At 49.8% G+C, this 14,116-nt stretch carries 8 protein-coding genes; 2 read left to right on the top strand and 6 right to left on the bottom strand.

Annotated features, from left to right (window positions below; all coding sequences use genetic code 11):
* Positions 1-201: 201 nt before the first annotated feature.
* The 6 genes from nspC to uvrY all read right to left on the bottom strand — a co-directional run bounded on the left by nspC (position 202) and on the right by uvrY (position 9,293).
* Positions 202-1,335, bottom strand: a complete 1,134-nt coding sequence (gene nspC, locus KCG43_RS16800; protein ID WP_218386395.1) for a carboxynorspermidine decarboxylase — start codon at positions 1,333-1,335, stop codon at positions 202-204.
* Positions 1,336-1,412: 77 nt separating this feature from the next.
* Positions 1,413-2,657: a carboxynorspermidine synthase gene (locus KCG43_RS16795; protein ID WP_218386394.1), complete on the bottom strand. Its 1,245-nt coding sequence runs from the start codon at positions 2,655-2,657 to the stop codon at positions 1,413-1,415.
* 69 nt (positions 2,658-2,726) lie between these two features.
* Positions 2,727-5,612: a pyridoxal phosphate-dependent class III aminotransferase gene (locus tag KCG43_RS16790; protein WP_218386393.1), complete on the bottom strand. Its 2,886-nt coding sequence runs from the start codon at positions 5,610-5,612 to the stop codon at positions 2,727-2,729.
* Positions 5,613-6,173: 561 nt separating this feature from the next.
* The gene (gene pgsA, locus KCG43_RS16785; RefSeq protein ID WP_027252439.1) at positions 6,174-6,731 is read right to left on the bottom strand and encodes a CDP-diacylglycerol--glycerol-3-phosphate 3-phosphatidyltransferase; all 558 of its coding nucleotides are present in this window, start codon (positions 6,729-6,731) and stop codon (positions 6,174-6,176) included.
* Between the two features lie 82 nt (positions 6,732-6,813).
* Complete coding sequence (gene uvrC / locus KCG43_RS16780) at positions 6,814-8,649, bottom strand: excinuclease ABC subunit UvrC (RefSeq protein ID WP_218386392.1); 1,836 nt, start codon at positions 8,647-8,649, stop codon at positions 6,814-6,816.
* Positions 8,649-9,293 (bottom strand): UvrY/SirA/GacA family response regulator transcription factor, encoded by a 645-nt coding sequence (gene uvrY, locus KCG43_RS16775; RefSeq protein WP_027252441.1) that lies wholly within the window; start codon positions 9,291-9,293, stop codon positions 8,649-8,651. The genes uvrC and uvrY overlap by 1 nt, the downstream gene beginning before the upstream one ends.
* Before the next feature lie 922 nt (positions 9,294-10,215).
* On the opposite strand from uvrY, the gene xdhA reads away from it, so the two are divergent.
* Both xdhA and xdhB read left to right on the top strand, forming a co-directional pair.
* Positions 10,216-11,664: a xanthine dehydrogenase small subunit gene (gene xdhA, locus KCG43_RS16770; RefSeq protein WP_192016475.1), complete on the top strand. Its 1,449-nt coding sequence runs from the start codon at positions 10,216-10,218 to the stop codon at positions 11,662-11,664.
* Positions 11,657-14,080 (top strand): xanthine dehydrogenase molybdopterin binding subunit, encoded by a 2,424-nt coding sequence (gene xdhB / locus KCG43_RS16765; RefSeq protein ID WP_192016474.1) that lies wholly within the window; start codon positions 11,657-11,659, stop codon positions 14,078-14,080. The genes xdhA and xdhB overlap by 8 nt, the downstream gene beginning before the upstream one ends.
* The last annotated feature ends 36 nt before the right edge of the window (positions 14,081-14,116 follow it).

The following is a 14,116-nucleotide window of genomic DNA, read 5'->3' as shown; positions in this document are numbered from 1 at the left end:
TTTTGTGATACCGCTTCATTGACTGCGGTGCGGGTGCTAATTTACTGATTTTAAAATTTGAGTCAAACACTAATTGATGTTTTGGGTTTAATTGTTCAAATTTTCTCTCAAGCAGTTAAAAACTGCACCAAAGTGTTGATGGCACCGATAAAACAAAGGCCGGTCAGTAACCGGCCTTCTATTTTTCGTTTGGGCAGAATCTTAATTAACCGACCACTGCGACAGCGAGCGTTTGAAGTCTTCATAGCCGAATTCATTCAGCTTTTGTACTTCGCCATTCGCACGCTGGCAGTAAATCGACGGCATTTTCAGGCCGTTGAACCAGTTCAGTTTCACCATGGTGTAACCGGCACTGTCCAGGATGTGCAGACGCTGACCAATTTTCAGCGGCTGATCAAACTGAGTGACACAGAACTGATCGCCGGCCAGACATGAGCAACTGCCAATCACGTAACGGTGATCACCACTCTCACTTGCGCCGCGGATCGAAGCAGGTTCGTTATAGATTAAGGTATCCAGACGGTGCGCTTCTGTCGCGCTGTCGACGATGGCTGTTTTGAGCTCATTTTCTACAATATCAACCACAGTCACTACCAAGTCTGTGGTTTGAGTAATGATGGCTTCGCCCGGCTCCAGATACAGCTGAACACCGTGTTTTTCAGAAAACGCTTTCAGCGCTGCTGCCAGTTTCTCGACATCGTAGCCCGGCCAGGTGAAGAAGACGCCGCCCCCCAGACTCACCCATTTCAACTGATCCAGATACGCGCCGAACTGCTCAGAAATATCATCCAGCAAACGAATAAAGGCATCCACATCTTTGTTTTCACAATTCATGTGGAACATCACACCATCGATACTGCTAAATACTTCCGGGTTGATGTGATTAACCTGTACGCCCAGACGAGAAAACTGACGTGCCGGGTCGGCCAGATCCTGACCTGCATAGCTGACACCAGGGTTCAGGCGCAGGCCCAGTTCAGCCTTACCTTCCACCAGATGACGGTGCGCTGCCAGCTGATTTTGCGAGTTAAAAATCATTTTATCGCAGATATCCGCGACCTCTTTGACGTCATCTTCGCTGTAACCCACGCTGTAGGCATGCGTTTCACCACCGAAGGTGTCATAACCCAGCTTCACTTCAAACGGTCCACTGCTGGTGGTGCCGTCCAGGTACGGTTTGATGATGTCAAACACACCCCAGGTAGAGAAACACTTCAGGGCCAGAACCAGTTTAACGCCGGACAGTTCTTTCAGTTTCTTGGCAATTTCAAGATTGCGGATCAGTTTGCTCTCATCAATCATGAAATACGGGGTTTTTAATTCAGGATGCTGCATATTCTAAGCTTCTATCTAAAGAAGCCGGTGTCGTTTCCAACGCCGGCTTGAATATGGTTAACTCAACAGTCGGTGACTTACTTGAGAATATTAATCAGTGGCTGGCGAGGTTCCAGCTCCTGAACATGCCAGTCCAGGCCAATTTTCGGCATAGTTGCCAGGAATGGGTCCGGATCCAGCTGCTCCATATTGAACACACCGGCATCTGCCCATTTCCCGCCAAAGTACTGCAATGCTGCAGTAATCGCAGGTACACCTGTGGTGTAGGCAATCGCCTGATGCTCAACATCTTTGTAAGCCACTTCATGATCAGCGTTGTTGTAGATGAACACGCTGCGAGGCTCGCCACCTTTGGTGCCCTGCACCCAGGTACCGATACAGGTTTTACCTGTGTAACCCGGTGCCAGCGTGGTTGGATCCGGCAGCAAAGCTTTCAGCACTTTCAGCGGCTCAACAACCGTACCGTCACCCAGTGTGACAGGTTCAGGACTCAGCAAACCGATATCGCGCATGCAGTTGAAATAGTTCAGGTAACTGTCACCGAAGCCCATCCAGAATTCGATACGTTTCGCCGGGATGAATTCTTTCATTGAACGCACTTCGTCGTGCGCCATGGAGTACACTTTTTGCGAGCCGACCAGAGGGAAATCGAATTCCATCATGCGGGTGTGGCAGCCAACCTGCTTCCACTCGCCGTCTTCCCAGTAGAAAGAGTCGCCCTGAATTTCCAGCATATTGGTTTCAGGATCGAAGTTGGTCGCAAATTTCTTACCGTGATCGCCAGCATTGACGTCCATCACGTCGATAGAATCAATCTCATCGAACAGATGCTTCACTGCATAGGCAGCAAAAACGCTGACTACGCCCGGATCGAATCCGGCACCCAAAATACCTGTGATACCCGCTTCTGCAAATTTGTCACGGAAAGCCCACTGAGGGTCATAGGCTTCTGGCACTTGCTGGCCTTCGCTACAAAGGTCAACCGCCACTGATGTATCCAGATAGGACACTTTCGCCTGATAACAGGCTTCCATGATTGCAACGTTAACCCAAGGAGGACCAGCGTTAATAACAAGATCTGGCTGAACCTCTTTGATCAGTGCCACCAGGGCATCGACATCGTCAGCATCCACGGCACGAGCCTCAAGCTTCTTGCCTGGATCTTTCATATTGTTGCGACCCTTGATGGATTCAATGATCTGTTCGCACTTGTTCACAGTACGCGAAGCGATAGTAATATCACCTAACACATCATTGTTTTGAGCAGCTTTATGGGCAATAACCCAGCCAACACCCCCAGCACCGATTTGTAAAATTGCCATTTAATTCATTCCGTCTTCTTCAGATAAAACATTGGCTTGCTCCAGCCCCACTGGAGCAAGCCACGTCATTCAGTCAACCAGTGAACAAGCAAGCTGGTTAACTTCATTTAGCAGGTTCTCAAAATCTGCCATGGTCAGACATGGGTTGAGAATCGTAAGCTTGAGGGCAATTTTGCCATCAACTACGGTTTCACCCAATACTGCAACACCTTTCACCAGGGCCTCAAAACGCAATTTTTTGTTCAATTGGTCAAGATCAGCCTCTGTATTGCCAACATAGCGGAACAGTACTGTCGACAGTGCAGGATCAGCCAGTAGTTCAAACTCTTCTGACTGGTTGATCATGTCTGCAACCTGTTGTGTCTGACCCAGCAGGTGATCATACATAGCACCCAGTGAATGTGTGCCAACAGCTTGCATTGTCATCAGTACTTTCAGTGCATCAAAACGCTTAGTTGTCGCGATAGACTTATCAACCAGGTTAGGAACAATATCGTCTTCGCGGTTCAGGTAATCTGCATGGTGCAGCAGATACTTGAAATTACTCTTGTCTTTGATGATCACCGCACCACAGCTGATTGGTTGATAAAACAGCTTGTGGAAGTCCACGCTGATCGAATCCGCACGCTCTATGCCATGCAGACGCGTTTTGTGACGACTGAGGATCAGCGCACCACCGTAAGCACCGTCTACATGCAACCACATCTTGTTCTGAGCGGCGATATCTGCAAGACCATCCAGATCATCAATCGCACCGTGGTCTGTTGTACCCGCTGTACCCACTACCGCAAACGGCAGCAAACCATCACGCTTGAGTTCATCAATACGCGTAACCAGCGATGCCAGTTTGATGGTGCCGTCCGGATGCGTATCCACGGTTTCTACCGCATGCTCACCCAGGCCCATCAACGAAGCGGACTTCTGTACGGTGAAGTGCGATTTCTTCGAGCACAGAATGCGCATCTTGCCGGCATACTCAGGCAGACCTTGCTTCTGAATGTTATGGCCCGACTGGATATCTGCAAACCGGTCACGTGCCAGCAACAGACCCATCAGGTTGCTCTGTGTACCACCACTGGTGAATACACCATCAGCTTGCTTGTCGTAACCATAGACACCGCACAGCCAGTCGACCACTTTCTGCTCAACAAAGGTGGCAGCCGTTGACTGATCCCATGAATCCATAGACTGATTCAGAGCCGCAATGAATGCTTCAGCCGCTACAGCCGGTACCAGTGGTGGCGTGTGCAGGTGCGCAATGCAGTTAGGATGCTGAACAATGATTGAGTTTTTGGCAATCAACTCGCCAGCCTGATCAATCACAGCATCCAACGGCAGTTGCTGATCATTCAATTCAATATTGTTGATCAGGTTTTTCAGCACCTGTGGCTCCATACCTGAGTACGGCGCAGTGGTACTTTCAAATACTTGTTTCAGTACTTTGGTTGTCTGGTTCAGCGCAGCTTCGAACTGATCAGCACCACCTTCACCGGTTTGGATGAAGAATGAGCGCCATTTGTCGGCATCGCTGGCCGCTGACTTTTCAACCACTTTCGCTGGACCGGCAGTAGCGATAATCGCTTTGCTCAGTGCATCCAGCGCAAAATCAATTTGCTCCAGGCTGATGATCAAAGGTGGCAGGAAGCGCAGTACAGAGCCCTGACGACCGCCTTTTTCGATGATCAAACCGCGCTCCAGCGCAGCACGCTGAATTTGCATTGTCAGTTGAGGATCCGCTTCCGGCTCGCCGAATTTGTTTTTCTTGCCGCCTTTGACGATCTCAACACCCAGCATCAGGCCTTTGCCACGCACTTCGCCGATGCAGTCAACGTAAGTAGCAATGCGCTCCAGACCTTCGCGCAGGTACTGACCCGCCACGCGGGCATGCTCAACCAGGTTGTCACGACGGATAATTTCCAGTGCTTTCGCACCAGTTGCCATCGCCAGCTGATTGCCGCGGAAAGTGCCTGTGTGTTCACCCGGACGCCAGGTATCAACCGACTTGTCGAAAATCAGCACAGACATAGGCAAACCGCCACCCACAGCTTTAGACAAGCACAGGATGTCTGGGGTAATGCCTGATTCTTCGAACGCGAAATTGAAACCGGTTTTACCGATACCACACTGAATTTCATCAAAAATCAGCAGGATGCCGTGTTCTTTGGTAATACGGCGCAGTTCACGCAGCCAGAATGCCGGGGCAGGAATCACACCGCCCTCACCCTGTACGGGTTCAACAATGATCGCAGCCGGCTTTTGTACGCCACTCTCATCATCGTTCAGCATACGCTCGAGATAACGCAGCGTTTGTTTCGCCCCTTCATCACCGCCGATGCCAAACGGGCAGCGCAGGCTGTACGGGAACGGCATGAAGTGGACGTCAGCCATCAGACCCTGGCGGCGTGCCTTGGTGTTCAGGTTGCCCATCATGGCCATAGTACCGTTGGTCATACCGTGGTACGCGCCATGGAAGGCCATCATCACGTTACGGCCAGTGGTTTGCTTGGCCAGCTTGATAGCCGCTTCTACAGCGTCTGCTCCAGACGGACCGCAGAATTGAATGCGAGCATTGGCAGCAAACTCATCCGGCAGGAAGTTCATCACTTCACGGATAAATTTATCTTTTACTGGTGTCGTCATGTCCAGCGTCTGATACGGGATACCCGCATTCAGCTGGTCAATGATTGCTTGGTTAATCTCAGGATGGTTGTAACCCAGGGCCAGAGTACCTGCGCCTGCCAGGCAGTCCAGAAAGACCTGGCCACGACTGTCTTCAACCAATACACCTGTCGCTTTCATAATCGCCAGCGGCAAACGACGCGGATAAGAGCGAACTTCGGACTCATAATGCTCCTGACTGAGCAGCAACTCATCTGGGGTCAGGTCATACAGGTCATGAACTACAGGAACATTGGACGCATGCTTGACATCGTCAAAATCAAACACATTACTCATTGGTTTTTAATCCAAAATAGTGAAGCCCACCAAAGGTGGTACTTTTGAGTATAAAAGACATTGATAAGTCAGTAACTTATCGGTAAAGCGCACTCAGCACACAACTAACAACCCCAGCGATAAACATCACTGTAGTTTGATAGATAGTCAGCTGAAGACATGGTGATCGGACGATCAAGGCTCAGTAATAATACTGCAATTGGGTAAGACAAAGCTGATTTGGGTTAGAGACGTTAAAGTATTCACAGTTGGGTTCCCTCAATGATGCCCTTGCTTCATTACGCAAGATTGCACTATTAATGCCCTTCTACTGACAGCGCCATCGCTAGCAGTACCTACGGATCGTCAACATGCAATCAGCCTGAGTTCATGATGACGGATGTGTCTCAGATATGTTGCCCCCTGAGATTGCGCGAAAAATAACATATTGCGCTTTTCATTGCCAAGCAGAATTTGCGATTGAATAAAAAAATTCATCTACTTTGTTTCAACACACTGGTTACAAGCGAAAAAGAAAAGCGGCCAAGGCCGCTTTCTATCAATAGGTAGGTGATTGTTCTGTCACATATTGTCGGGATGGAGTAAATCACCCTTTGCAGCTTTCAGATACAGGTACATTGACCAGTAAGTCAAAATTGTTGCAATGTAGAGGGCAACAAAACCCACTGTCTCCAACAGCTCGTTGGGATGCCACATCAGCATCACCAGAGCAAACATCTGCGCGGCCGTTTTCACCTTGCCCACCCAGGAAACAGAAATACTGGAACGCTTGCCCAGTTCAGCCATCCACTCGCGCAATGCTGAAATAATGATCTCTCTGCCTATCATGGTAATCGCCGGTATGGTTACCCAGACCGAATGATAGTGTTCTGTCACCAGCACCAGCGCCGTTGCTACCATGACTTTATCGGCAACCGGGTCAATAAAAGCACCGAATCTTGACGTCTGGTTCAGTTTACGGGCCAGGTAACCGTCAAACCAATCTGTGATACCTGCTATGGTGAAGATAAGAGCGGTGGCAAACGGTGACCATTCGTAAGGTAGGTAGAAGGTAATCACGAAGAATGGAATGAGCACCAGCCTGATGAAACTCAGGATATTTGGAATTGTTAAGCGCATATTGTTCGTTCTTATGTTTAACGTATTGTGCCTGCCAACGAAAGCCTTTCCGCTGTAAACAGACCTTAAGGGTGCCGCAAAGCTAGCCGTGTTGCAATGCGTCGTATATTTTTTCGGCCAGAGATCGGCTTATGCCCGGCACTTTTTCGATTTCTTCCCTGCTTGCGCGTTTCAGTTCCTGTAATCCCCCCATGTACTTCAACAATGCCTGTCGGCGTTTCGGCCCGATACCTTCAACATCTTCCAGTGTACTTCGTTTACGGGCTTTTCCACGCTGCGCCCTGTGACCACTGATAGCATGATCATGGCTTTCATCACGAATGTGCTGAATTAAGTGCAGCGCCGGTGAATCGCCAGGCAATGAAAATTCTTCTCCGGTGACCAGCAACAAAGTTTCCAGGCCGGGTTTTCGGGTTGTGCCCTTCGCCACCCCCACCAGCAGCGGCCTTTTTGGCCAGTCACTGCACAACGGACTCACAACCTCATGGGCGCGGGAAAGTTGCCCTTTGCCCCCGTCGATAAAAATAATATCGGGGATCTTATCAGGATCAATCTGTTTACTATACCTGCGATTCAACACTTGTCCCATCGCAGCATAATCATCGCCGCCCGTGATACCGGTAATGTTAAACCGTCGATACTCAGCCTTGACCGGCCCTTCCTGATTGAAGACAACACAAGACGCTACCGTTTTCTCGCCCATCGTATGGCTGATGTCAAAGCATTCCATACGGGAAAGTGAGTCTAGTCCCAGCAATTCACGCAGTTCCGTCACACGCTGATGAACCGTCATTTTATGGTTGAGTTTGCTGGTTAATGCTGTCAGGGCATTGGTTTGCGCCAGTTTCAGGTAGCGGGCGCGATAGCCCCGGGCCTGTGAACGCAGTTCGACTTTACGACCTGCAACTTCAGTCAGCGCAGCAGACAGGGCCGCCTGTTCATCACCCAATGATTCACTGACAAGAATAACGGAAGGAATGGTCCGCCCTTCCGCCTGATTGAAATAGAACTGACTGATGAAGCTGGTGATCACCTCATTCATATCCGTATCGGCTGGCATACGCGGAAAATAACTGCGGCTGCCCAGCACCTTGCCCTGACGGATGAAGAGGACATGAATACACGCCATGCCTTTATCGTGAGCGATACCTATAACATCCAGATCATCGTCGCTGTCCTGGCTGACAAATTGCTGCTCCTGAATTCGGCGCAACGCCTGAATCTGATCCCGGTAACGTGCCGCCTTCTCAAACGCGAGCTGCTGACTGGCCACTTCCATTTTGTCCACCAGCGAAGTGATCACCTGACGGTCTTTGCCCTGCAAGAAAAGACGCACAAAATTGACCTGCTCAGCATACTCTTCATCGCTGACGAGCCCCTTTACACAAGGGCCGAGGCAACGGCCAATCTGATACATCAGGCAGGGACGGCTGCGATTAGCATATACCGAGTCTTCACATTGCCGGATAGGAAAGATTTTCTGGAGAAGGTGCAGACTTTGGCGAACAGCGCCTGAATCCGGATACGGGCCGAAATATTCGCCTTTGCGTTTCTTCGCCCCCCGGTGAACCGCCAGTTTTGGATGATGCTGGCCACTCAGAAAAATATAGGGGTAAGACTTATCATCGCGCAGCAGTACATTGTATTTGGGGAGGTACTGCTTGATGTAGTTATGCTCGAGGATCAGGGCTTCTGTTTCGGTGTGCGTAACAGTGACATCGATTTTACAGATGTTGCGTACCAGCGCCCGGGTCTTCTCACTCGACACCTGAACACGGAAGTAACTCGCCAGCCGTTTTTTCAGATCTTTGGCTTTACCGACATAAATAACGTCACCAGCCTGGTCATACATCCGGTATACACCAGGCTGGTTTGTGACTGATTTCAGGAAACTTTTTGCATCGAAGGTTTCTGACACTACAAGGTCTCTGTGTCTAACATGCCATGACGAATTGCGAGGTGGGTCAGTTCGACATCACCATTGATATCCAGCTTATTGAACAAGCGATAACGGTAGCTGTTCACCGTTTTAGGGCTTAAGTTCAGCTGCTCAGAAATCTCGGTCACTTTCTGGCCTTTGGTAATCATCATCATGATTTGTAATTCACGCTCAGACAAATCCTTAAACGGGTTCTCTGAGTTGGATGCAAACTGGCTCAGCGCCATTTGTTGTGCAATTTCCGGTGAAATATAACGCTGACCACTATTGACTGTGCGAATAGCGTTGACCATTTCATCGGCACCGGCACCTTTAGTCAGGTAGCCACAAGCGCCGGCTTGCATCACTTTAGTCGGGAATGGGTTTTCCGTATGGACAGTCAGCACGATAATCTTCACATCCGGATTGAAGCGAAGGATCTTTCGTGTCGCTTCCAGCCCACCAATGCCAGGCATATTCATATCCATCAGGATTATGTCGGCATGCTCGTTTCGACACCACTTTACGGCGTCCTCACCACTGATGGCTTCCCCTACCACTTTAATACCACGGACATCTTCCAGAAGACGTCGGATCCCTGTGCGAACCAGTTCGTGATCATCTACAAGGAATACATTGATCAAGCTGTATCTCCAATATGATTTGGCTCTGCACCCTGCCGGAATTGGCGGGATAACTTTTGCTGATAGTACCCAATTTTGCCTGAACTTGGAATGTTCTCACAGACTGTTTATGTGTAAAAGCACACGAATTACTCATCGTATTAAGCCACATAAACGGATGAAAACATCCTGTTTCAGCCTGTTAAGTCAAAAATATACGGGGACAGTAACCTATGAAGCAGTGCAGAATAATATTCAGTATTACCGGGCTGTTATAATCCACAAAATAAAAAAATGCTACTCCCATATTCATTCATCACATTTATACTCATGCTCTGATTTATCTATTTCAGCCTGTTTGATGACGAAGGCTTTCTTTTCACAGGCGATTAACATCCGTACCACTGCAACTGTTAAAAAACACACCGCCCGGCAAAGCCGGTACTCTGCACAGTCTAGTCCCTCATTACAGCTCTGCCTTCACTTCAGTTTAGTTCAGCCCGGTGGTTGGATACGGCTTGCTACCGTAAAAAAGCTTGTCAGATCACAGAGTCTCTACATTAAATCCCAACTGGCAGAAAATCATTTTATTTTCATATATATCAATAAGTTAATATCGCCAACCACAAACAATCTCACACCTACCACTCAGCACATTCCACCAATAAATACTAAAATTTACAGATGAAGATTCCGTTTAATTGGTGACAGTGATATCAAAACTATGACTTGTTACCTATATCACAACATTTAGAAACAAATTTGACACAGAAGGTATGCCGCAACAGCACAAAAATGAAGCAACATATTGATTAAAAAGAATTAACTGTATTTTTTCACTCAAGCTGGTCTGTCACACAGCGTTAACACAAAAGTTGACTACTGGGTCAAGTATATCCAGAATTGACTTATAGGTCAGATCATGAGCCTGTGAGGAGGTCACTTGATTACTTTTTTGTTAAACCAGGACATTCGGGAAGAAGAGCATGTTTCCCCGAATATGACGGTACTGAACTACCTGCGTACCCATGTAAAGAAAACAGGCACCAAGGAAGGTTGTGGCTCTGGTGACTGCGGTGCCTGCACCGTAGTGCTGGGTGAACTTGTCGACGGAAAACTGCAATACCGCTCAGTCAACTCTTGCCTGACGTTTGTATCTTCTCTGCATGGCAAGCAGCTGATTACGGTTGAAGATCTGCAGAATGCCAACAAGCAGCTCCACCCTGTTCAGCAAGCCATGGTCGAATACCACGGTTCACAATGTGGCTACTGTACACCAGGCTTTATTATGTCGATGTTTGCGCTGAGCAAAAACAAGCCGGCTGCAGATAAAGAAGATGTCATGGAAGCGTTAGCGGGCAACTTATGCCGTTGTACCGGTTATCGCCCTATCGTTGATGCTGCCCTGTCGCTAAGCCAGGAAGAGCAGCTGATGGACCAGTTCGCAGAGCTGGAGCGCCAGACGGTTGCCAAGCTGTCGAAAATCAATCTGTCCAATGCAACACTGAAGTTTGAAGGCCAGTATGGCTTCTCACCAACCTCTGGCGATGAACTGGCCAACCTGCTGCTGACGCACCCGGATGCCCGTATGGTTGCTGGTGGTACAGATCTGGCTTTGGAAGTCACTCAGTTCCACCGTCCGATCGATAAACTGATCAACGTGGGTCTGGTCAGCGATATGAAGATCCTGACCGAGACTGAAAGCAGCATTGAAATTGGTGCAAACCTGCCGATTTCCGACTGTTATGCCACACTGAAAAAGTACTATCCGGATTTCGGAGAACTGCTACACCGCTTTGCTTCTCTGCAAGTACGCAACCAGGGCACAATCGGCGGTAACGTGGCGAATGCGTCGCCAATCGGAGACAGTCCGCCACTGCTGATTGCCTTGAATGCGCAGATCGTGCTGCGTCGTGGTAACGACCGCCGCACCATGCCGCTGGAAGACTACTTCATCAGTTATAAAGTCACAGCGCAGCAGCCTTCCGAGTTCATCGAGAAAATCATTGTGCCTAAGCCTGTGATTGGCAGCCAGTTCCGGGCTTACAAACTGTCGAAGCGTCTGGACGATGATATTTCCGCCGTCTGTGGTGCGTTCACTATTGCGTTGAGCGATGACGGAAAAGTGGCTGATGCCCGTATTGCCTTCGGTGGTATGGCGGCAGTGCCAAAACGAGCCGCCAACTGCGAAGCCGCACTGGTTGGTCAGAAGTGGAATCTGGAGACGGTCAAGACCGCGATGGCTGCGCTATCTGACGATTTCGAGCCGCTGTCTGATTTCCGGGCCAGCAAGGAATATCGTGCATTAACGGCCGCGAACATGCTGCACCGTTTCTATCTCGAACAACAGTCCAACGGCCAAATTGAAACAAGGGTAACTGCTTATGTCTAATCATCACCATAACACATTGAGTCACGATGAAATGGTGGCGAAATTCGCGCAGAATCTGACTTCCGGCGTGGGTAAAAGCGTAAAGCATGACAGCGCTGCCAAACAGGTGACTGGCGAAGCCGTTTACATTGATGACCGGCTGGAATTTCCCAACCAATTACACGTGTATGCTCGTACCAGTACCTACGCGCACGCCAAAATTACCAAGCTGGATGTCAGCCCGTGTTACGCCTTTGAAGGCGTCGCCATTGCCATCACCAGCAAAGATGTACCGGGACAACTGGACATAGGTGCAGTATTGCCGGGTGATCCATTGCTGGCAGACGGCATTGTTGAATTCTATGGCCAGCCAGTCATTGCAGTAGCCGCCAATGATATGGAAACTGCCCGCAAAGCCGCTCAGGCGGCCATCATCGAATACGAACCACTGGAAGCCGTATTGGATGTTGAAGAGGCACTGGCCAAGAAACACTTCGTCTCAGGCAGTCACCAGCACAAGCGCGGTGACTCCGAAGGCGCACTGGCGAGTGCGAAGCACGTGCTGGAAGGCGATCTGCATATCGGCGGTCAGGAACACTTCTATCTGGAAACCCAGGTCAGCTCTGTGATGCCAACCGAAGACGGCGGCATGATAGTGTACACCTCTACCCAGAACCCTACTGAAGTGCAAAAACTGGTCGCTGAAGTGCTGGGCGTCCCTATGCACAAAGTGGTGATCGACATGCGCCGCATGGGTGGTGGTTTCGGTGGTAAAGAAACGCAGGCTGCAAGCCCGGCGTGTCTGGCTGCTGTCATTGCACACCTGACCGGCCGCCCGACCAAAATGCGTCTGCCACGTATGGAAGACATGGTCATGACGGGTAAACGTCACCCGTTCTTCAACCAGTACAAAGTCGGTTTTGATGATGACGGCCGGATCCACGGTATTGATATTACGGTATCTGGTAACTGTGGTTATTCACCGGATCTGTCTAACTCTATCGTGGACCGTGCCATGTTCCACTCTGACAACGCCTACTATTTAGGCGATGCCACAGTGACAGGTCACCGCTGTAAAACCAATACAGCGTCGAATACCGCCTACCGTGGTTTCGGTGGCCCGCAGGGCATGATGACCATAGAACACATCATGGACGAAATTGCCCAGCATCTGGGTAAAGATCCGCTGGATGTGCGCAAGGTGAACTATTACGGCCATGAGGATCGCAATGTCACCCACTACTATCAGAAAGTGGAAGACAACTTCATTCATGACATTACCGAGCAGCTGGAAGCCAGCAGTGAGTATAAAGCGCGCCGTAAAGCCATTACCGAGTTCAATAAAACCAGCCCGATACTGAAAAAAGGCCTGGCACTGACACCGGTTAAATTCGGTATCTCCTTCACAGCCACCTTCCTGAACCAGGCAGGTGCACTGATCCACATCTACACCGATGGCAGTATTCACCTCAACCACGGTGGTACTGAAATGGGTCAGGGCCTGAATATCAAAGTGGCTCAGGTAGTGGCTGAAGTGTTCCAGGTGGATATCGACCGGATTCAGATCACGGCGACCAACACCGACAAAGTACCGAACACCTCGCCAACGGCAGCCTCCTCAGGTGCCGACTTGAACGGTAAAGCGGCGCAGAATGCCGCCCTGACCATCAAACAGCGTCTGATCGACTTTGCCTGCAGCCATTTTAAAGTCACGCCGGAAGAAGTGATCTTTAAAAACGGCCTGGTGCAAATCCGTGAAGAGCTGAAAACCTTTGAAGAAATCATCCAGATGGCTTACTTCAATCAGGTTTCGCTGTCGAGCACAGGGTTCTACCGCACACCTAAGATTTACTACGATCATGAGAAAGCCCGCGGTCGCCCATTCTACTACTACGCCTACGGTGCAGCCTGTGCCGAAGTGGTACTGGATACCCTGACCGGTGAATACAAGATCCTGCGTGCTGACATACTGCATGATGTAGGGGCATCTCTGAACCCGGCCATTGATATCGGCCAGGTTGAAGGTGGCTTTATTCAGGGTGTGGGCTGGCTGACCACAGAAGAGCTGGTGTGGAACGATCAGGGCCGTCTGATGACCAGCGGCCCGGCGAGCTACAAGATCCCGGCCATTGCCGATATGCCGATTGATTTCCGCACGCATCTGCTGGAAAACCGCAGTAACCCTGAAGACACAGTCTTCAACTCAAAAGCCGTGGGTGAACCGCCGTTCATGCTGGGTATGTCGGTCTGGAGTGCCATTAAAGACGCCATCCGTTCGGTTGCCGAGCCGGGTGCGCTGGTCAAACTGGACACCCCTGCAACACCAGAGCGCGTACTCTGGGCGATCAACGAAGTGCAACCGTCTTCGTCTCAACCTTTCCTGAGTCGCAGGAAGAAAGAAGAGGCCGAGACAGCAACCAGTGAACAAGCCCAGTAAAACAGCCAAAAGTAGTATATGGCGGGCCTTCGGGCT

The sequence above is a fragment of the Photobacterium sp. WH24 genome (assembly GCF_019204055.1).
Taxonomy (GTDB): domain Bacteria; phylum Pseudomonadota; class Gammaproteobacteria; order Enterobacterales; family Vibrionaceae; genus Photobacterium; species Photobacterium arenosum.
The sequence above is the reverse complement of the archived record's forward strand: the minus strand, read 5'-3'. Positions and strand labels throughout refer to the sequence as shown.